Source organism: Salinisphaera sp. PC39, assembly GCF_040361335.1.
Classification (GTDB): Bacteria; Pseudomonadota; Gammaproteobacteria; order Nevskiales; family Salinisphaeraceae; genus APNM01.
The window spans coordinates 1-19,387 of sequence record NZ_APNM01000004.1; the positions used below are offsets into that span (position 1 = coordinate 1).

At 64.5% G+C, this 19,387-nt stretch carries 17 protein-coding genes; 5 read left to right on the plus strand and 12 right to left on the minus strand.

Annotated elements, in window-relative coordinates; genetic code table 11:
* Window positions 1–32 precede the first annotated feature (32 nt).
* Genes PC39_RS04985 through PC39_RS05005 form a run of 5 tightly spaced genes read right to left on the minus strand, consistent with a single transcriptional unit; the run spans window position 33 to window position 5,151 of the window.
* Window positions 33–1,241 (minus strand): SIR2 family protein, encoded by a 1,209-nt coding sequence (locus tag PC39_RS04985; protein ID WP_353252263.1) that lies wholly within the window; start codon window positions 1,239–1,241, stop codon window positions 33–35.
* Window positions 1,238–1,957: an abortive infection family protein gene (locus tag PC39_RS04990; protein ID WP_353252264.1), complete on the minus strand. Its 720-nt coding sequence runs from the start codon at window positions 1,955–1,957 to the stop codon at window positions 1,238–1,240. The genes PC39_RS04985 and PC39_RS04990 overlap by 4 nt, the downstream gene beginning before the upstream one ends.
* A complete protein-coding gene (locus PC39_RS04995; protein WP_353252265.1) occupies window positions 1,947–3,269 on the minus strand; it encodes a restriction endonuclease subunit S in 1,323 nt (440 codons plus the stop codon). Before PC39_RS04995 ends, PC39_RS04990 begins: the two co-directional genes overlap by 11 nt.
* Window positions 3,259–4,893: a type I restriction-modification system subunit M gene (locus PC39_RS05000; RefSeq protein ID WP_353252266.1), complete on the minus strand. Its 1,635-nt coding sequence runs from the start codon at window positions 4,891–4,893 to the stop codon at window positions 3,259–3,261. Before PC39_RS05000 ends, PC39_RS04995 begins: the two co-directional genes overlap by 11 nt.
* A gap of 60 nt (window positions 4,894–4,953) precedes the next feature.
* Window positions 4,954–5,151 (minus strand): type II toxin-antitoxin system antitoxin, encoded by a 198-nt coding sequence (locus PC39_RS05005; RefSeq protein WP_353252267.1) that lies wholly within the window; start codon window positions 5,149–5,151, stop codon window positions 4,954–4,956.
* A 141-nt stretch (window positions 5,152–5,292) separates the two neighbouring features.
* Between PC39_RS05005 and abiEi the strand changes: the two genes are divergently transcribed.
* Complete coding sequence (gene abiEi, locus PC39_RS05010; RefSeq protein WP_353252268.1) at window positions 5,293–5,841, plus strand: type IV toxin-antitoxin system AbiEi family antitoxin; 549 nt, start codon at window positions 5,293–5,295, stop codon at window positions 5,839–5,841.
* A complete protein-coding gene (locus tag PC39_RS05015; protein WP_353252269.1) occupies window positions 5,825–6,013 on the plus strand; it encodes a hypothetical protein in 189 nt (62 codons plus the stop codon). Before abiEi ends, PC39_RS05015 begins: the two co-directional genes overlap by 17 nt.
* A 43-nt stretch (window positions 6,014–6,056) precedes the next feature.
* Here the strand turns inward: PC39_RS05015 and PC39_RS05020 are convergent, their stop codons facing one another.
* The gene (locus PC39_RS05020; RefSeq protein WP_353252270.1) at window positions 6,057–7,052 is read right to left on the minus strand and encodes a tyrosine-protein phosphatase; all 996 of its coding nucleotides are present in this window, start codon (window positions 7,050–7,052) and stop codon (window positions 6,057–6,059) included.
* Between the two features lie 322 nt (window positions 7,053–7,374).
* Entirely contained in the window at window positions 7,375–9,318 is a 1,944-nt protein-coding gene (locus PC39_RS05025) for a metallophosphoesterase family protein (RefSeq protein WP_353252271.1), read from the minus strand.
* A gap of 261 nt (window positions 9,319–9,579) precedes the next feature.
* Here PC39_RS05025 and PC39_RS05030 point away from each other — a divergent pair, with 261 nt between their 5' ends.
* On the plus strand, window positions 9,580–10,272 hold the full coding sequence (locus PC39_RS05030) for a MerR family transcriptional regulator (protein WP_353252482.1): 693 nt from the start codon (window positions 9,580–9,582) through the stop codon (window positions 10,270–10,272).
* Between the two features lie 44 nt (window positions 10,273–10,316).
* Here the strand turns inward: PC39_RS05030 and PC39_RS05035 are convergent, their stop codons facing one another.
* The 3 genes from PC39_RS05035 to PC39_RS05045 form a co-directional block, all read right to left on the minus strand.
* Complete coding sequence (locus PC39_RS05035) at window positions 10,317–11,513, minus strand: alkane 1-monooxygenase (RefSeq protein ID WP_353252272.1); 1,197 nt, start codon at window positions 11,511–11,513, stop codon at window positions 10,317–10,319.
* Window positions 11,514–11,672: 159 nt separating this feature from the next.
* The gene (locus tag PC39_RS05040; RefSeq protein ID WP_353252273.1) at window positions 11,673–12,800 is read right to left on the minus strand and encodes an alpha/beta fold hydrolase; all 1,128 of its coding nucleotides are present in this window, start codon (window positions 12,798–12,800) and stop codon (window positions 11,673–11,675) included.
* Entirely contained in the window at window positions 12,797–13,471 is a 675-nt protein-coding gene (locus PC39_RS05045) for a TetR/AcrR family transcriptional regulator (protein ID WP_353252274.1), read from the minus strand. The genes PC39_RS05040 and PC39_RS05045 overlap by 4 nt, the downstream gene beginning before the upstream one ends.
* A 165-nt stretch (window positions 13,472–13,636) precedes the next feature.
* On the opposite strand from PC39_RS05045, the gene PC39_RS05050 reads away from it, so the two are divergent.
* A complete protein-coding gene (locus PC39_RS05050; RefSeq protein WP_353252275.1) occupies window positions 13,637–15,361 on the plus strand; it encodes a potassium/proton antiporter in 1,725 nt (574 codons plus the stop codon).
* Window positions 15,362–15,417: 56 nt separating this feature from the next.
* Here PC39_RS05050 and PC39_RS05055 read toward each other — a convergent pair whose 3' ends face one another.
* Together PC39_RS05055 and ppsR are read right to left on the minus strand one after the other, a co-directional pair.
* Complete coding sequence (locus tag PC39_RS05055) at window positions 15,418–15,912, minus strand: DUF1249 domain-containing protein (RefSeq protein ID WP_353252276.1); 495 nt, start codon at window positions 15,910–15,912, stop codon at window positions 15,418–15,420.
* Window positions 15,913–15,976: 64 nt separating this feature from the next.
* Window positions 15,977–16,795 (minus strand): posphoenolpyruvate synthetase regulatory kinase/phosphorylase PpsR, encoded by an 819-nt coding sequence (ppsR, locus tag PC39_RS05060; RefSeq protein ID WP_353252483.1) that lies wholly within the window; start codon window positions 16,793–16,795, stop codon window positions 15,977–15,979.
* Window positions 16,796–16,907: 112 nt separating this feature from the next.
* On the opposite strand from ppsR, the gene ppsA reads away from it, so the two are divergent.
* Complete coding sequence (gene ppsA / locus PC39_RS05065) at window positions 16,908–19,295, plus strand: phosphoenolpyruvate synthase (protein WP_353252277.1); 2,388 nt, start codon at window positions 16,908–16,910, stop codon at window positions 19,293–19,295.
* The last annotated feature ends 92 nt before the right edge of the window (window positions 19,296–19,387 follow it).

Below are 19,387 nucleotides of genomic sequence, written 5' to 3' on the forward strand. Positions count from 1 at the left end.
AAATCAATAACCAATTGAATTTGTTCGATAATTTAACCGGACACTAGTGTTATGAAATCACTTTTTGGGGAGGGATCCACAACAACCAAGGTAAAACTCGGAACCGCCAATGCCTGACGGATAATCGCATTAACATGCTCGTCACCAAAGCCGTAACCAATCACGAACAGAATCGACTGAGGCCGTGCGACAGTGCTCGCAAAACGGCGAAAAAGCTCGGAGTAGGGCAATCCGAGCGTCTCCCCATATTTGGCAGGCGTGGGATAAATCAGGAGAGGGTCAGTCGCATCTGGATCGAAGGCCGCTGCCTTTACCCCATAGGGATCATCAATGGTGGGCTGATTCCCCGTCCAGGTAATGGAGCCATGCAATTTGTAAAGGTGCAAGACTCGATCAAACCGGTGCACTCGACCTTCGGTCGTTTCTGCCGGAAAATACAGATCTTGCTCGTAGCTCTCTGGACGGAACACACGGCTTTGAGTACCGACAAAACCGTCCAGCAGGACCACACCCTCGGCATCCGCCGCCTGCTCAACAAGCGTGTCATAGTTGAGAGTGAAAACATTGACTCGCTTCAGGTTCAGCGGGCGCGTCAACAGTTTGCGAACAAGGTTTTTGTAGGTCAGAAGCCCGTCTTCCTTGTCGCTGGTTGGCAGTGAACACGCATTTGCCAACGCTCGCGTTGCACGCGCGATGCACTGGTCCAGATCATCCGCGTTGACATCAATTGCGGGAGAGGCCTCGATCCGTAGTCGGCCGTCGTCCTTCGGTAAGGCCGAGCGCCAGCGAATAAGCATTGCGAGCACTTGCTCAAAATTCGCAGGCATCGCTTCCGCATCGCCGCCGTTGAGCACCTCTCTGCGTGCAAGTATGTTCTCTCGCGTTACGGGCGCGCCATCGCCGCCTGCTGCCTGAACAGCCCGGTAAAATGTCTTGACCCACTTCCGAATCCGTGGCCGTTCCGCACCTCTAATGCCGTCTTTCTGCAATTGTCGTTCGACAACCAACGGTACGGAACCAATCAATTGCCCCCCACAATCCACGGACGCCCCTGCCCCCAGAAGGAACGAAACCGTCTCTGTCTTGAGGAGCGTTCCTATGCGGACGCGAATATCGTCAAGATGTTCGACTTGACTGCTGAGGTCCTCACCCCCGGCATCCGTCTGGATGGGACCGATAATGGCTTCATCACCGATACTGAATCGATCGTGAGGGTCCAGCGTTATTTGGGTTATAGTCATGGACTGGCCTCCTCTCGAGTCGTTTCTTCAACCTCAGGTTCCTGTTCCTGGCGGAACAGCACCAGCGCTGCCCGGTAAGCCTGGAAATCAGTGTGGTAGAGCGCTTCGCTGGCAATCAACGGAACATCTAGCACCTCGAACGGGCCGTAATCATTGTCGATATACTCGTCAAAGTCTGAGTGATCTCCATAGCGAAAACGCGATAACGGATCATGATGCGCTGATCGCAGATGCGTCCTGAACAGCAGCCCCACGACGGCATCGGTCGCACGCGCCAAAATTTCGGCATAGCGGCTATCCAGCAGCGGTTCATAGGCATCGGCTCCGTGTGCGGCCGAGCCATGCGCGTTGCGAATCTCCACCACGCCTACGATGATCTGGTTCAAGCCCCGAACCAGCGACTCGGCACCACTGCGTAGCTTGGCATCCACCCCTCCATCTTCACTAGGGCCAAGATTGAGGTACTTCAGCGCCTCCGCAATCAGCTTCGGTGCTTCCCAAGACGGGTCTACCTGCACACTGCGATCGGTCAGGATCGTTTTGCAGGTCGTCTCGATGATTGTCCGGCAGAACGAAACTACCACCCCCGGGCGATCCGGCATGGCCTCTTCCAGCGCTTCCACCTGTTCACGGATGCGCAGTGACTCCGGGTGGGCATCCAGCAACTCCCGACAAGCAGATAGCTGAAAGATTGCGCCGTAGTGTTCATCCGCCATCGGCACCCTCCAAGGCCTCTGGCACCCGAATCTCACCGGAGATCAACTTCGGAAGCAAAGTGTCACGAATGGCGGCAAGCGTCCAAGACTCCCGCTCATTCGACGCAATACGAGCAAACAGCGACTGCGCTATCTCTCCGAACGTCTGTAGCGTAGTGTCATCTGGACGAAGAACAGGGATTGGCCTGAAGTTCCGCTTACTGATTTCAGCAAACGTACTACCTCCCGCCCTGGACTTTATGATCTCCATGTTTTCTTCCGTCCAAAGCAGGATATAGCTGTTCGGGACCTTTCCAGTAACCATGGCAATAATGCCCTGATTTACCGAAACGGGTGTTTCAGCCAGCGCGAGGTAGCCGATCGGCGCACGCGACGAGAGAATCACCGTACCTACTGGCAGTTGCCTAGAGCTTATCTTGTCGACCCCTGCTCGCGTAATGTGACGCTCAGTATCGAGAAGTATTGGCGCAGATAGTTTTGAAAGGTCTTTGGGGGTACAGAACGGGTACTCCCCTTGCTCCCAGAAGTCGGAGTTCTTCGTGCTGGGCGTGCCACCGCCTACAACTTCAACCAGATCCCCGATTGGCAAATGTGTCCACCCCTCCGGGACTGGCCCCAAGTCGGATTCAGTCAACTTGGCAGGCAGTTGGTCGAAAACGTCCTGTGGCATGCCACGGAAGCTGGTTGCACTGGCCGCCTTGGCCTTCACGGGCTCGAAGTCTACGAACCACGCCTTGAAGATGGCCCGTGCCATGGCTTCCAACGTGCGGTTTATCTGGCGGTTTAGTTCGATTTTGTTGTCGAACGCGCTGAGGATATTCGCGATGGCCGCTTGAGTATCGAGAGGTGGCAGTTTTATGTGGAGCTTGGAAAAGTGCCCTTTATTGAGGATAGGAACAGCCGAGCCGCTTGCCCCCTGCGTTTTTAGTTCATTTTGCCGAGTACTGAGATCATAGTAGATGTACTCTGCATTGAATCGGTCTCTATCAACAATAATCGTGTTAATTTGTTGATTCGTAACAGACATTCTTCCAGTAAATGCGACTTTCCCCAAATCCGAGCCAATGCATGAAACCATTACTGAGCCTTCAGGAACAATCGCACTCTTAACTGCCGACGCCCCATCCTGGGTTAGGTAACGGTCAGTTGAAGAAATAGTTTTTCGGCCGTCCATATCAGACGGTGTGACAAAAGGAATATCACCTCCGAAATACTCAGGCACCTTGGTCGATGGAGTTTTTCCGGTCACTATCCGGCCTAAATCACCCAGCTCCACCGTCTGATAATTATTTTGGGACAGTTCATCCCCCATAGCCCAACCCCTCAAGGTTCGACTTGATCCGTGCTTCCAGTGCATCGGATTCAGCAAACTGCGCTTGCAGTTCTTCGGTTAGCCGTTGCATCTTCTCCTCAAAGGGCTCGCCGTCGTCCTCCGCTTCCGCCGCACCCACATAGCGTCCGGGTGTCAGCACGTGGCCGTGCTTACGAATCTCTTCAAGATTCGAAGACTTGCAGAAGCCGGGGATATCTTGGTATTCATCCGCACCCTCTTCGCCACGCCAGGCATGGTAGGCGCCGACAATGCGGCCGATATCGGTATCGGGCGCGGCGGGAAAACCATTGATGCCGGACAGCACACGCAGCGTGCGGGTTTCCATGGTCCCCATCTGGCGCGCATCAATAAATAAGGTTTCCCCGCGCCGATCACGACCACCATCCTTGATGTTCCTACCGGTCTTGTCCCGACTGATAAACCACAGACAGACGGGAATACCGGTGGTGAGGAAGAGCTGCGGCGGCATGGCGACAATGCAGTCCACCAGATCCGCTTTGATGATGTTCTTGCGGATCTCGCCCTCACCGGAGGTATTGGAAGACAGCGATCCGTTGGCCATAACGAAGCCGGCAATGCCGCCGCCACGGCCATTGGGCGGGGCCAGGTGATGGATGAAGTGCTGAATCCAGGCGTAGTTGGCATTGCCCACCGGTGGCGGACCGAATCTCCAGCGCGCGTCGTCGCGCAGTAACTGGCCGGACCAGTCGGACATATTGAAAGGGGGATTGGCCAGTATGTAGTCGGCCTTGAGGTCCGGGTGCAGATCGCGCGTGAAGCTGTCTGACGGTTGCTCTCCCAGGTTGGCCTCGATCCCCCGAATGGCCAGGTTCATGTGCGCCAGCCGCCATGTGGTGGGATTGGACTCCTGGCCAAAGATGGAGATGTCCCGCTTGGAACCGCCGTGCGCTTCGACGAATTTTTCGGACTGTACGAACATGCCGCCGGAGCCACAGCAGGGGTCGAAAACGCGGCCCTCGTAGGGCTCGATCATCTCCACCAGCAGTCGCACGACCGACCGGGGCGTGAAGAACTCCCCGCCCAGTTTGCCTTCGGCCGCGGCGAACTTGCCGAGGAAGTACTCGTAGACCCGGCCGAGCACATCCTTGGCGCGGGCTTGATCCGTCCCGATGGCGATGGAGCCGATCAAGTCGATCAAGCCGCCCAGCCGTTCCGGCGCGATGCCGCGCCGTGCGTAGTCACGCGGCAGCTTACCCTTGAGCTTGGGGTTGTCCCGCTCAATGGCATACATGGCATCGTCAATGAGCTTGCCTATATTGGGGTCCTTGCCCCGCGCCTGGATCTTGTCCCAGCGAGCCTCCGGCGGCACCCAGAAGACATTCTCGGCGGTGTATTCGTCGCGCTGTTCCAGCAGATTCTCGGCCTGTTCGCCTTCGATCCCGTCGGCCTTGAGCTCTTCGGCCAGCTTTTCCCGGCGGGCCGTAAAGGCATCCGAGATGTACTTCAGGAAGATCAGGCCGAGAACCACATGTTTGTACTCGGCGGCATCAATGGCCCCTCGAAGCTTGTCGGCTGCCTGCCATAGCGTGTCGGTATCGATATCGCGTGCGGCGTCTTCTGCGTTGTGATTAATGGAGGCCATACCTTGATTTCCCTGTGGAAAGTATTGGGGTTGCGCACAGAGCAGATTCGAGCCGCCAGGCTAAAGGGACTTCTCGCCTCCTGCCCCGGCGGCCAGTGTCTCCGGAATCTCGATGCCTTCCCGCCCGCAATAGTCCCGGATCATCACTTCGATCATATTGGCGATACTGCGCCGCTCTCGCTCAGCCATCGTCTTCAGCCCGGCCTTGACGCCGGGCTCGATGCGTACGGTGATGGTCTCAGTTTTGGTTGGCTTCACGGCGGGCTCCGGAGTGGTGCTGTCGGATGTACTGCGAACATACTACACAGGGTGGTGGCCGCGAGGGATAAGGTCGCGCCCATCGCCTGCAAGTGAACATAAAAACCCTTTATAGGGGGCTTTACTGTGTAGTTGTTGCGCATGGATATGGATGTTGCTAATAAGGTGCTGCACCGCTGCAATCGCGAGGGGCGCTGGATGTTTACCCGGCGAGATCTCGCGCACCTGTTCCCGGAGGACAGCGACAAGACGCTGACCAAGGGGCTGGCCCGGTTGACCGACAAAAGCCTGCTGGAACGGGTGTGCCGCGGGGTGTATGTGAACCCGCTGGGCGCGGAAGACGACAGCCGCATTGCGGAACGTATTGCCGTCGCCATGCGCCGTGGCGAATACAACTACCTGAGCCTGGAATCGCTGCTCTCCGAGTGCGGCGCCATCTCCCAGATTCCCATCGACCGTCTCACGGTCATGACGACGGGCCGCAAGGGGGTCTACCCCACGCCCTACGGGGTGATCGAGTTCACCCATACGGCACGACCGGTGGAGGATATTCTGGCGCATACCGTCAAGACGGATGAACGGCCCTTGCGCCTGGCAACACCGGCCACGGCCTGGCGGGATCTGAAACGGGTGGGCCGCAACCTGCATATGGTGGACCGGGAGTGGATCGAGCATGAACGCGAAAGCTGACTTCGATGCCCTGGTCGAACGGGCGATGGCCGCGCAGGGACGCGGGCAGATGCGGCCGGTCGACGCCATGATCCAGAGCAAGAAAGCGCTGGCCGAACTCACCGTGGTCAGCGGCGAGCCGTGGATCACGGAACTATCCGATGCCGAACTGCGGGTGCTGGTCGGCTTGTAAAGCTAGTCGGCACCCGACACCGACCCTTCGCACATACTTGCGCTCAGGCGGACAGATACAACTCGCGCAATCGCTCGCGGGCCGCCTCGTCAACGCCGTAGCGCTCGCGCAGGAAGGCCTCGACGGAGCCGTGGTCCGCCTCGATCGTGTCGAACGCGGCGCTCAGGTAGCTGGGCCGTGTCTCGAGCAGCGGCAGGATCAGGGCCCGGCCCTGATCGAACGGCAGGTCCACCTCGTACTTCTCCAGCACGTTCGGCACTTCCCGCTCGATCGGCGTGTACCGCGACGACAGCATGTAGTCGTACAGGATGGTCGTGCGCGGCACACCCAGGGCCGAAAGCGTCAGGGCGGCACCGACGCCGCTGCGCTCCTTGCCGCCGGAACAGTTCATCAGGAAGGCGCCGGGGGCGCCTTCGAGCAGGGCGTCGAACAGGCCCTGGTAATAGTGGGCCGCATCGCGCACGAGGTAGACCATGAGGTCGTGCATCGCCGCCGCGGTGTCCTCGGGATCGGTGGTGCGCGCGAACAGCTCGTGCAGCATGCGCCAGTTGCCGATGCCCGGCGGTATGCCGATGACGTTCACGTCCGGCGCGTTCGGCAATTCGGCGTTCTCGCGTGCCAGCTCGTTCGGGTGCCGGTAGTCGCAGACGGTGGAGATGCCGAGCGACGCGACCACCTCGCGGTCCGCCGCGGTCAGGTGCGCGAGGTGTCCCGAGCGAAACAGCCGCCCCCAGCGCAGGCGCCGGCCGCCGGCGGCGGCATAGCCGCCGAGGTCGCGGAAATTCACGCCGCCCTCCAGTGTCACGCCGCGCTCGGCGACCACGAGCGGCGCACCGTCGGCGGCCTCCAGGCGGAAGTACCAGCGCGGCGCTCCGCCCGGCACGGTCACTTCGGCACCGCCGCGCGCGCCCTCCGCCACCGGCTCGGCATCGCCCGGCACATCCGCTGTCGGCGAGACGCGTACCGTCACCGGTGCTGCCGTGAAGCGCTCGTCCCAGGCGACCCTGTAAAGGTTCCCGTCGATACACTCGACGGTCACGTTGCAGACGGCATCCTCCGGACTCGATCGATCCCCATCGTCGGCTTTCGACACGCACCACCTCCGTCGTGATTTTGTAGGACAATCTTCGCAAGTTACACGATATCGTCCGCTGCCCGCCATCACGTAGGAAAGGGCCGGCCACGGGCGTCATGCCATGTCGTAGCCGCTTCGGCGGTGGCGAATCCGGTGCGGATTTTCAGTGACCGCGGCCACTGAAAGTCCACGCCGCCGTTGGGGGTGGCCGCCGGGCCCCGGCGAACCTGCCGGCCCGACGGCCCGCGGGGCGGCCGCCGCCATCGCGGCCACCCCGCGGACACGGTCATTCCGCGATCAGGGCGACCTCGACGTCCTCGGTGAGAATGGCCCACCAGCGGCCGCCGTAGTTGGCGTCGTAGCCGACCACGGGCTGGTCGGCACAGGCCGCGGGCCGCGCGGGCGGCGTCGCCAGCATGGCCTCGCTGTAGGTGGCCTCGACCACGCACTCGGCATCCGCCAGCGGCTGCCAGCCGGCGTCCGTGGCGTGGCCCAGGACGACCTCTCCGGGTGCGATCCCGTCGCCCGCGGTCAACTCCAGGACATAGGGATCGGACACGGCCTGCGCGATATCCCACGCCTTGGTGGCCGTGGCGGGCAGCGTGACCGGCGCCTTGGCAGTGCCGTCCGGCTGGCTGCCCGGCAGGCCGGCATCGGCCTCGATGTCCTTGGTGGCGCCGTAGGCGCTGCTGAAGGTGCCGGTCTGGTTCTGGGTGCCGCTGACGATGAGGATGTCGGAGGCGGTCTCCGTCGTGGCCGCCTGCCAACTCAGCATCAGGTGCTCCTTGAGGTCGATGGTGGTCTCGGGCACGTCGACCTCGTATTCGTCGGCGGCCGGCGCGATCCGGATCTCGCCGTTGAGGTTGGGCGTCCAGGGCTGGTGATACCGGAACAGGTACTGATAGGCGAGCCGCATCAGGTCGGGCTGGCTCTCGGCACGGCTGAAACCGGGCTGCCACTCCAGGGTGCGGGTCCGGCTCTCGACCCGGTTGAAGGTGTCGTTCTCGCCGTCGATCAAACGGGCGACCGTGCCGTCGGTACCGTAGCACTCGTTGGTGCGGTAGAGCGGGTCGAGATACATCACCGGCCGGGTATCCGCCGGGATCGAGTCGGGGTAGACGATACGCTCGCAACGGTTCGCGGTGCGGGTGAACCGGTCGAGCAGCGTCCACGCGGGATCGGCCAGCTCCTTGGGGCCGTCCTCGTTGGCGGTGATGGTGTGCTCGGCGAACCAGGCCTCGTAGTCGACGCGATCGCCGTCGAACGTGAGCACCGCGGCGTTGACGTCGTAGCCGGTGGCGCCGTTCTTGTAGGTGTTCATCTTCTGCTGGACGATACGCTGCACCAGCTCGCGTTCGCCGTAACGGAATTCATAGCCCTTGTACGAGGCGTTGCCGGCCACGATCTGGGTGTATTGCGGCAGCCGGTAGTTGCCGCTGTCCGACGTCCAGGACGTGGGATCGATGCCGATCGGGGCCTCGATCACCGAACGCTGGTACATGTGCTCGTGACCCTGCACCCAGAGCACGTCGTGGCGGGAGAAGAAGGCCCGGATCTCGTCCCATTGGTCGTACAACCGGTTGTCGTCCTTGACGCCCTCCACGATCATTTCGCGCGTCTCGCCGTACTTGGCGCCGATCAGGCCGTCGTGGCTGGCGATAACGATATGCTCGACGTCGTCGCGGTGCTCGGCCACGACCTGCTTGATCCAGGGGAAGGCGATGGGTAGGTTGTAGTACTTGAGGGCGATGAGCAGCACGTTGTCCCGGACCACGTAGTAGTTGAGGTATTCCGCACCCGACATGTGCACCGCGTCGTCGGGGATGTAGTGCCGCATGTTGTCGATCCACTCCACGGAATAGGCATAGCTGTCCTCGTGGTTGCCCATCAGGGGCAGGAACTCCATGCCACCGTCCCGGTACTTCGCGGCGACGCCGGTCCACTGCGCGAACTCGCGGGTGGTACCGTGGTCGGTCAGGTCGCCGACCGGGATCACGATGTCCACGCCCATGGCCTCGTACTTGGCCAACACGGCTTCCATGGGATGGACGGAGACATTGTCGCCGCCACCCTGGGTATCGGGCAGGATGCCGATGCGCAGCGGCTCGCCGGCAACGCTGCTGGACGGCGGCTCGGAGTCGGCGTCGCCGGAGCCGGAGCCGGAGCCATTGCAGCCGTGGAGCAGCACGGTCGACGACAGCAGACAGGTAGCGAGGAATCGGGGGGACATGACCTCTCCTTGGGCTTGCGGTAACGAAAGGCGGTCATGTTTGCCCCGGATCGTGACGCCCGTGTGGCGGCGGCATGACGGCTAACTGAAGCTTTCGTGACGACCGGCACGGTGACGGCAAGTGGCTGATATCGCGGGGGCAATGCAGGATCACGACGGGTCGCCGGCATCGGTTTCGGGCTAGAATGGGGCATTGCCGTCAGCCGGAGCGCCGTCATTCCCAAGAGCAAGCGAACACCGCGACGCGACGATCGCTACAAGATCTCCGAGGTGGTCGAGCGCACCGGCGTGGGGCGGGAAGCGATCCGCTTCTACATCAATGAGGGGCTGCTGCCGCGGCCGGAGAAAACCGCCCCCAACATGGCGTGGTACAGCGAGCGGCATATCGAGCTGCTCAAGCTGATCCGGCGCCTGCAGGACGACCAGTTCCTGCCGCTCAAGGCGATCAAGTCGGTGTTGCACAACACCGGCGAGCACGAGTTCAGCCCGCGCCAGCTACAGGTGTTCGCCCGCATGCGCGAGCAGCTCGCCGAGGGCGAGCGCCTGCCGCATCCGCCGCACGAACTGTCCAAGCTGGCGCGCTACCTGAACCTGGCACAGGACGAGATCCAGGCCTTCCGCGAGCTCGGGCTGTTGCGCGAAAAGGCAACCCGGCTGACCGGCGAGGAGGAATCCATGCTGCGGCTCTGGGCCAGCATCCGCGATGCCGGACTGACCCGCGAACGGGGCATAAGCCCCCGCATCGTGGAGATGATCGTCGAGGCGGCGGACCTGCTGTTCGACCGCGAAATCCGCCTGTTCGAGAACTACCTCAACGACCTGGACGACCGCGAGGCCGAGGCCCTGATGCGCAGCGTGATCCCGGACATCAACCGGATGTTCGAGATCCTGCACCGGCGCCGGATACGCGCCTTCATCTCCCGCTACGCCGGACAGGAGCCCGACACGGACTGACTGATCCCGCCGCCCGGCATCGCGCCGGGCGGCGGGGAACGCTGTCAGGCGGCCGCGTTCTCTTCCCGCGGCCGGTGATGCCTGGCGAACAGCGCCTCGCGCTTGGCCGGATCGACGTTGATGCGGGTCATGTCGTGGCCGTAATGCGCCAGCAGCCGCTTGTCCATGATCGCCCGCCACAGCGGCGGCACCATGGCCGCGAGCCACATGCCGGGATAGCCGCTCGGCAGCGTCGGCAGGCCCTCGAAGTTGCGCAGGGACTGGTAACGCCGGGTCGGATTGGCGTGGTGGTCCGAGTGGCGCTGCAGGTGGAACAGGATCAGGTTGGACGTGATGTGGTTGGTGTTCCAGGAATGCTCCGGACTGCAACGCTCGTAGCGCCCGCTGGGCAGCTTCTGGCGCAACAGGCCGTAGTGCTCGATGTAGTTGGCCAGCGTCAGATGGAACCAGCCGATCGCCGCCTGGACCAGGAGGAAGGGCAGCACGATCCAGCCGAAGGCCCAGGTCAGGGCGCCGTAGAGGACTGCCGTCATCAAACCGGTCTGCACGATCTCGTTGTCCAGGCTGAACACGCTCCGGCCCTTGCGCTGCATGCGTTCGGCCTCGATTTTCCAGGCCCGGCGCGCGGCACCGGGGATCTCGCGCAGCATGAACTGGTAGAGATTCTCGCCCATGCGCGAGCTGGCGGGGTCCTCGGGGGTCGCCACGTCACGGTGGTGGCCCTTGTTGTGCTCGATGAAGAAATGGCCGTAGGCGACCGTCGTGAGCACCAGCTTGGCCAGCCAGCGCTCGCTCTCGGTCTTCTTGTGCCCCAGTTCGTGGCCGAGGTTCAGGGCGAAGGCGCCGATGATGCCCATGGACACCGCCAGGCCGGCCACGCCCCACCACGGGAATACGCCGCTGCCCACGGCCCAGGCGCTCGCGACGAGCGTCGCGAACTGGGCCGGCACGGCGGCATAGACCAGGTAGCGGTAGAACCGGTCCTCCTCCAGCATGGGCACCGCCCACTCCGGCGGATTGTTGGTGTCCTCGCCGGTGACGTGGTCCAGCAGGGTCACCACGCCGTAGAACGCCACCGGCATGGCCCAGAGCCAACCGGCCCAGCCCGTGGCGTAGGCCAGCACGATGAAGAACAGCGGCGCCAGCGGATAGACCGCGCTCATCAGCCAGAGGTAGCGCTTGCGGTCGACGAAGCGCTCCCCGGTCTCGGGATTCTCCAGCACGGGTGCCATCAAGCTCATGTCGTCACCTCCGAATAGGCCGTCGCAGCGCCGGTGCCCGGCACCGGCTCATTGTGCGTAGTATTGCTACGTACTTTATGCGTAGTATCGCTACTTACTTTGTCTTGTCAAGTGTCCGTGCCCGGAGCGCGCGGGAACCCGGCGGGAAATCGGGAGGGATTACGGGGCGGCGGTGTCGCCGGAGCGCTTGCCGAGCCAGTCGGCGGCGGTGGCCCAAACGCTGTCGCGGGCGCGGGCGCCGAGGATGACCCCCATGTGCCCGCCGGGCGCGATCACGAACTGCTTGTCGCGCGAGGACACGAGATCGAGGCTCTTGTACGCGGTGCGCGGCGCGACCAGGTGATCAGCGTCACCGGCCATCACCAGCATGGCGGCGGTGATGCGGCCGAAGTCGGCGACCCCGTCCCCGATCTCGATGCGCCCCAGGGACAGGGTGTTGTCCATCGCCATCTTGACCAGCATGTCCCGCACCACCCCGCCGGGATAACTGAGCATGTTGTCGAGATAGTCCGAGGTAGTGGTGTGGGATTCCACGAACTCACGGTCCCACAGCCGGGTCACCAGGTCCCAGTAGCTGGTGACGCTGGCCAGGGGCGCGGTGAGCTTGAAACCGAGCGTGGTCAGCCAGGCCGGCACGTGCAGCAGCGCCGGATCCACGTTGTGCAGACGGAACTCACTGTAGCGACGCACCAGTTGCGCGGGCGCGTTCAGCGCCTGCGATACCCCCGCCACCATGCCGCCGCCGCGGGCGTCCACCGGGCTGGCCACGGTGACGATGTTGCGAATGCGCTGGTCGCCGGTGAGCCCGGCGTGCATCAGCATCAGCAGGCCGCCCATGCACCATCCCATCAGCGAGACGTCCCGGCTCCCCGAGTGCGCGCGCACCGCGGCCAATGCCTGCGCCAGCATGTCGTCGGCGTAGTCGGCCAGGCCCAGGGAGGCGTGCCGCCGCTCCGGACGCCCCCAATCGACCAGGTAGACCCGGAAGCCGCGCTCCGACATATAGCGCACCAGACTGCGCCCCGGCAGCAGGTCGAAGGTCTCGGTGGTCACCCCGAGAGGCGGCACCAGGACCAGCGGCACCGGCCGGCCCGGACCGCCGTCGGCGGGCGGGTAATACCGCACCGCCATGGGGTCGCCCTCGTGAATGCATTCGAAAGGCGTCAGACCGGACTTGACCAGGGTTTCGCGCCGGAACAGCCGGTCGTAGGCGTTGTTGGCGGTGGCGGCCGCGACCTGGTTGAGCGCCAGACCCTGCTCCAGCGCCCGACGCACCAGACGGTTCATGCGCCCGCCGCCTCGGCGCGGGTGTCCGGCCCGGCGCTGGCGAGCTCGACATACACGGCGCGGAAGATGGTCAGCCCGCTCTCGGTCACCTGCGTCAGCGACTGGCGGTAGCCGCCCAGGACCCAGCGCATGGCGATGTGCACCACCGCCCCGACCAGGCCGTCCGCGAGCATGTCGTCCTCGGCATGGGCCGCCAGCGCCGCGGGCAGGCGCGGCAGGGCCAGCTCCCGGATCAGCCCCGCGAAGCCCTGCATGGCCTCGCGGTAGCGCTGATCGACGGCCGCGCTGACGCCCAGGACCTCGAACAGCACGACCCGTGCCGCGGCCGGCTCGTCGCGCATGAAGCCGAAGAACGCCCGCAGGGCCGAGCGCGCCAGGGCCGGCGCGTCGTCGCCCGGCGCCGTGCGTATCGCCTCCTGGACCCGTCCCCAGAGGCGGCCGAGGACGTGATCATAGGCCTCGCACAGGAGCGCCTCGCGGTTTTCGAAGGATTCGTAGAAATAGCGTTCGGTGAGACCGGCGCGTGCGCACAGGCCGCGCACGGTCGCGTTCTGGTAACCGTTCTCGCCGAACTCGGCCACGGCCGCTTCCAGCAGACGCTCGCGCCGCTCGCGGCGCCGCTGTCGGGGGCTCAGGCCCCGATAACGCCGATTGCTGCTCACCCGTGCCATCGAAATGTCCAAAACTGCACTGCGTACCGCTGCGGGCGCGAAGTCGATACCGATTCCAACGTGCCGATACCCGCGAGATTATCCATCATTGTACGCCGGGCCGTGCACCCGTCGCGGCCACGGCCGCCAGGCGGCAGTCCGCGAGCCGCCGGTTAGAATGGCCGCATGACCGATATCAATACCCTGCTGCTGCTCGGTTCGCTGCTGCTCTTCGTCAGTGTCCTCGCAACCACGCTCGCCCGCTTCGGCATCCCGCTTCTGGTGATCTTTCTGGGCGTCGGCATGCTCGCCGGCGAGGACGGTCCCGGCGGCATCGAGTTCGATGACTTCGGCACTGCCTTCCTGGTGGCCAACCTAGCCCTGGCGATCATTCTGCTCGACGGCGGGCTGCGCACCCGCAGCGAGACCTTTCGGGTCGCCCTGCGGCCCGCCCTCGGCCTCGCCACCGTCGGCGTCCTGCTCACCGCGGGCCTGCTCGGGGTATTCACCACCATCGTGCTGGACCTGGACTGGCGTTACGCGCTGTTGCTCGCCGCGATCATGGCATCGACCGACGCGGCGGCCGTGTTCTCCCAACTCCGCCATGGCCGCATCGCCCTCAACGAGCGCGTGCGCGCGACCCTGGAATTGGAGTCGGGCAGCAACGACCCCATGGCGATCTTCCTGGTGCTGGCCCTGGTCGAAAGCTTCTCCCTGCCGGGCGGACTGCCGGCCGGCGAGCTGACCGTGATGTTCCTCCAGCAATTCGGCTACGGCATTGTCGGCGGCCTGTTGCTGGGCCGCCTGCTGGCCGAGATCCTGGCCCGCCTCCGTCTGGCGGAGGGGCTGTACGCCTTGCTGATCGCGTCCGGCGGCCTGCTGGTGTTCGCCCTGGTGAACATTCTGGGCGGCAGCGGCTTCCTGGCCATCTATCTCCTGGGCGTCACCGTCGGCCAACGCCGCTCGCGCGCGACCGAGCACGTGCTGCGGGCCATGGACGGCCTCGCCTGGCTGGCCCAGGCCGGCATGTTCCTGATCCTCGGCCTTCTGATCACCCCCAGCGAGATGCTCTCGGGCGCGCTGCCCGCGCTGGCGGTCGCGCTGTTCCTGATGCTCGTCGCACGGCCGACATCGGTGGCGGCCTGTCTCGCGCCGTTCCGGTTTCCGGCGCGGGAGATCGTCTTCATCGGCTGGGTGGGACTGCGCGGCGCGGTACCGATCGTGCTCGCGATCTTCCCGGTCATGGCGGACCTGCCCGATAGCCGTTTCCTGTTCGAGACGACCTTCGCCGTGGTCCTGGTATCGCTTCTGATACAGGGCCCCACGGTGGCGATTCTGGCGCGGAACCTGGGCCTGGAGCTCCCCCAGCGCAACGCGCCCGAGGAACGACGCCCGATACGCGCCGATACGCGCCTGCCCTACGAACTGGTACAGTTGAGGGTCGCGCGCAACGCCGACATCCTGGGCCATGCGCCGACCTCGTTGACACGCTACCGGACGGTACGCTGCGTCGGCGTTATCCGCGACCGGCGGCTGCGATGGCCCCGGGAGTCGCTGGTATTCCGGGAGGGCGATCGCGCCCTGGTCCTGACACCGAACCGGCACGTGGACGAGTTGACGGCGTTGTTCAGCCTGCGCGCCACCCGCGGCCGCTATCGGCCGTCCGCGTTCTACGGCCGGTTCCAGGTGCGCGGCGACATCACGGTCGGGGATCTCGCGGCGCAATACGCCATCGAGCTGGACGATGCCGACCCCGATGTCTCGCTCGACACCTGGTTCCGCGAGCGCACCCATCGGGAGCCGGTCGTCGGCGACAGCGTGCGCCTGGGGCCGTTGCGGCTGACGGTGCGCCACGTGCACCAGGGCCATATCACCCGCCTGGGCATCAAGTTCAATCCGGACGGCGAGTAATACGCGACGGCAGGCGGAAACGGACACGTCGAGCGTCCAAGCCCGCGCGATGATGGTCAGCCGTCGTGTGGCAACCGGGGGCGGTGCGCCATGCCGAAACCGTGGCCCTGCTGGAGACAGAAGGCCAGCCACTTGTTGAGCAGGAGATTGCGCTGCCACTGCTCGCTGACCACCCGGCCCTCCTCCAGGTCGATGCCCGCCAGGGCCGCGTAGCGGGAGTGGGCATCGCAGCGGATGGCCTCGGCCAGACCGGCGTCGCGGTAGATCCGGACCGCCAGGTCCGGATCGGCGTGCAGGCCCTCGCCGTCTTCGAACCAGTAGGTTAGGTGCAGCGTCAGGGTATAGGGGCAACGCTCCAGCACCCGCAGGTGCAGGTCGCGGTCGGCAGGGGCGTGCGACACGGCCTGCTCGAACGGCAGGTCCAACTCCGGCAGCAGGCGTTGCAGGCGACGGTAATTGCTCTCGTAGAGCGCCATCAGACCCGCAAAGCTGCGCGGCCGCGCCCAGTGCTGGCGCGCCCGGTTTCCCCGCTTGGCATGCTTGCTCAACATGCCTTCGACTATACGGGACACCGATCGCGAAGGAAATGCGATCCGGCGACGGCCGGGGGTCGGCTCAGAACGTGCGCCGGCGCAGGTTTTTCTCCTGCATGATCACCGCCGCGATCTCCTCGATCGACATGTTGGTGGTGTTGGTGAAGGGGATATTGTGGCGCTTGTACAGGGCTTCCGCCTGGCGCAGCTCGTAGCTGACCTGGGGCAGCGAGGCGTACTGGCTGCCGCGCCGGCGCTCGCTGCGGATGTTGTGCAGACGCTCGGCATCGATGGACAACCCGAACAGTCGGTCCTTGTAGGGCCTGAGGACCTCCGGCAGCCGCTGGCGCTCCAGGTCCTCCTCGGTCAGGGGATAGTTGGCGGCGAACACCCCGTGCTGCATGGCCATGTACAGGCATGCCGGCGTCTTGCCGCAGCGCGACGGCGCGATCAGGATCACGCCGGCGCCGCCGTAACCGTCCGCGCTCACGCCGTCGTCGTGCTTGAGGGCGTAGTTCATCGCGTCGATGCGGCTGCGGTAGGTGCTCTCGTCGGCGATACCGTGCGCGCGCCCTTCGCGATGCGCGGACTTGACCTTGAGCTCGCCCTCCAGCGCCGGCAGGAACAGGTCGAACAGATCCAGGAACAGCGCCTGCGAACCGCGCAGTATGCCGCGCACCTCGTCCGAGACGGTGGTCGAGAACACGATCGGGCGCAGGCCGCTGGTCCGCGCGGTGTGGTCGATGTATTCGACCGCGGAGTTGGCCTTGTCGCTGGAGTTCACGAACGGCAGCGTCGACTGCTTGAACTCGCTCTCGTCGAACTGGGTCAACAGCGTCGAGCCGATGGTCTCGGCGGTGATGCCGGTACGGTCGGAGATGAAGAAGACCGAGCGCTTGATCTCGCTCACGGACGCCACCACCCCGGCACGCCCGCCCGGACGAGGGGCCATCGGCGCGGCATAGCGTGTAAAATGCGCGCCTGTTTCAGGTTCCGATCGTGGAGTGAGTCCATTGCAACAGCGTCAAGTATCCGGGGATCAGGTCGTCTGGTTCAGCGAACTGGGCATGGGCGATGTCGACCGGGTGGGCGGCAAGAACGCCTCGCTCGGCGAGATGATCAGCCATTTGCACGAGGCCGGCGTCAACGTGCCCGACGGGTTCGCGACCACCGCGGAAGCCTACCGGCAGTTCCTGGCGCATGACAAGCTGGACGAGCGCATCAACGCCGCGCTCGACGCCCTGGACGTGGACGACGTGGACGCGCTCGCCGAGACCGGCGCGAAGATCCGCGAGTGGGTGCTCGAGCATCCCTTCCCGCCGGAACTGGAGCAGCAGATCCGGGACGCCTACGCCACCCTGTGCGAAGGTCACGACGGCCTGTCGGTCGCGGTCCGCTCCTCCGCCACCGCCGAGGACCTGCCGGACGCCTCCTTCGCCGGCCAGCAGGAGACCTTCCTGAACGTCCGCGGCCTGGACAACGTGATGCTGGCGATCAAGGACGTGTTCGCCTCGCTGTTCAACGACCGCGCCATCTCCTACCGCGTGCACAAGGGCTTCGAGCACAGCCAGGTGGCCCTGTCGGCCGGCATCCAGCGCATGGTCCGCTCCGACACCGGCGCCTCGGGCGTGATGTTCTCCATCGACACCGAGTCCGGCTTCGACAAGGTGGTGTTCATCACCAGTTCCTACGGCCTGGGCGAAGCCGTGGTCCAGGGCGCGGTCAATCCGGACGAGTACTACGTCTACAAGCCCAACCTGGAGGCCGGCCGCCCCGCCCTGCTCCGCCGCATCCTCGGCGGCAAGGCGGTGAAGATGGTCTACACCGACGCCACCGACCACGGCAAGACCACCGAGTTCGTGGACGTATCGGAAGCCGACCGCCAGCAGTTCTCGATCAACGACGCCGACGCCGAGGCCCTGGCGAAACAGGCCCTGATCATCGAAAAGCACTACGGCCGTCCCATGGATATCGAATGGGGCAAGGACGGCGAGACCGGCGATCTCTACATCCTCCAGGCGCGCCCGGAGACGGTGCAGAGCCAGAACAAGACCAACCGGCTGGAGACCTACCAGCTCAAGAAGCGAGGCCGGGTCCTCAGCGAGGGCCGATCCATCGGCCAGCGCATCGGCGCCGGCAAGGTGCGCAACGTGAGCAGCATCAAGGAGATGAACCGGGTGCAGCCGGGCGACGTGCTGGTCACCGACATGACCGATCCCGACTGGGAGCCGGTGATGAAGCGCGCCTCCGCGATCGTCACCAACCGCGGCGGCCGCACCTGCCACGCCGCCATCATCGCCCGCGAGCTCGGCATTCCGGCGGTGGTGGGCACCGGCGACGGCACCGAGACCCTGGCCGACGGCGCGCCGGTGACGGTGTCCTGCGCCGAGGGCGACACCGGCTACGTCTACGAGGGCGAGCTCGACTTCGCGGTCAACGAGGTCGAGATGGACAAGATGCCCGAGATCCCGGTCAAGATCATGATGAACGTGGGCAACCCGGACCGGGCCTTCGCCTTCGCCTCGACCCCCAACCGCGGCGTGGGGCTGGCACGCCTGGAATTCGTGATCAACCGCATGATCGGCGTGCACCCGCGGGCCCTGCTGGAGTTCGACCGGCAGCCGCCGGACCTGCAGAAGACCATCCGCGCCCACATCGCCGGCTACGCCGACCCGGTGGCGTTCTATGTCGACCGGCTCGCCGAGGGCATCTCCACCATCGCCGCCGCCTTCCACCCGGAACCGGTGATCGTGCGCCTGTCGGACTTCAAGTCCAACGAGTATGCCAACCTCATCGGCGGCGCCCAGTACGAGCCGGACGAGGAGAACCCCATGCTCGGCTGGCGCGGCGCCTCGCGCTACGTCTCCGAGGACTTCCGCGCCTGCTTCGAGCTGGAACTGGCCGCGGTCAAGCGGGTACGCAACGACATGGGCCTGGACAACGTCCAGGTCATGATCCCGTTCGTGCGCACCGTGGACGAGGCCCGCGGCGTCAGCGAGATCCTCGCCGAGCACGGCCTGGAGCGCGGCAAGGACGGCCTCAAGCTGATCATGATGTGCGAGCTGCCCTCGAACGCCCTGCTGGCCGACCGGTTCCTGGAGTACTTCGACGGCTTCTCCATCGGCTCCAACGACATGACCCAGCTCACCCTGGGCCTGGACCGGGACTCCGGCCTGATCTCGCACCTGTTCGACGAACGCAACGAGGCGGTCAAGGCGATGCTGGAGATGGCGATCGCCGCCTGCCGGCGCGCGGACAAGTACATCGGCATCTGCGGCCAGGGGCCGTCCGACTATCCGGACCTGGCCCGCTGGCTGCTGGATCAGGGCATCGAGAGCATGTCGCTGAACCCGGACACCGTGGTCGAGACCTGGCTGTACCTGGCGGAAGAGCACAGCTAGGTCCCGTGTCCGGTCCGGCCGAGTCCAAGGCATCGCTTGTGGGGTTTGCTAACAATCCACAGATTTCACGGATGACACGGATCAAGACCTTT

Excerpts from the sequence above, each read along its gene's own strand:
- PC39_RS05035 (WP_353252272.1), bottom strand. The coding sequence starts at position 11,513 with ATGAGCTTGATGGCACCCGTGCTGGAGAATCCCGAGACCGGGGAGCGC.
- PC39_RS05045 (WP_353252274.1), bottom strand. The coding sequence starts at position 13,471 with ATGGCACGGGTGAGCAGCAATCGGCGTTATCGGGGCCTGAGCCCCCGA.
- PC39_RS05000 (WP_353252266.1), bottom strand. The coding sequence starts at position 4,893 with ATGGCCTCCATTAATCACAACGCAGAAGACGCCGCACGCGATATCGAT.
- PC39_RS05040 (WP_353252273.1), bottom strand. The coding sequence starts at position 12,800 with ATGAACCGTCTGGTGCGTCGGGCGCTGGAGCAGGGTCTGGCGCTCAAC.
- PC39_RS04990 (WP_353252264.1), bottom strand. The coding sequence starts at position 1,957 with ATGGCGGATGAACACTACGGCGCAATCTTTCAGCTATCTGCTTGTCGG.
- PC39_RS04985 (WP_353252263.1), bottom strand. The coding sequence starts at position 1,241 with ATGACTATAACCCAAATAACGCTGGACCCTCACGATCGATTCAGTATC.
- PC39_RS05025 (WP_353252271.1), bottom strand. The coding sequence starts at position 9,318 with ATGTCCCCCCGATTCCTCGCTACCTGTCTGCTGTCGTCGACCGTGCTG.
- PC39_RS04995 (WP_353252265.1), bottom strand. The coding sequence starts at position 3,269 with ATGGGGGATGAACTGTCCCAAAATAATTATCAGACGGTGGAGCTGGGT.
- PC39_RS05015 (WP_353252269.1), top strand. The coding sequence starts at position 5,825 with ATGAACGCGAAAGCTGACTTCGATGCCCTGGTCGAACGGGCGATGGCC.
- PC39_RS05055 (WP_353252276.1), bottom strand. The coding sequence starts at position 15,912 with ATGTTGAGCAAGCATGCCAAGCGGGGAAACCGGGCGCGCCAGCACTGG.
- abiEi (WP_353252268.1), top strand. The coding sequence starts at position 5,293 with ATGGATATGGATGTTGCTAATAAGGTGCTGCACCGCTGCAATCGCGAG.
- PC39_RS05050 (WP_353252275.1), top strand. The coding sequence starts at position 13,637 with ATGACCGATATCAATACCCTGCTGCTGCTCGGTTCGCTGCTGCTCTTC.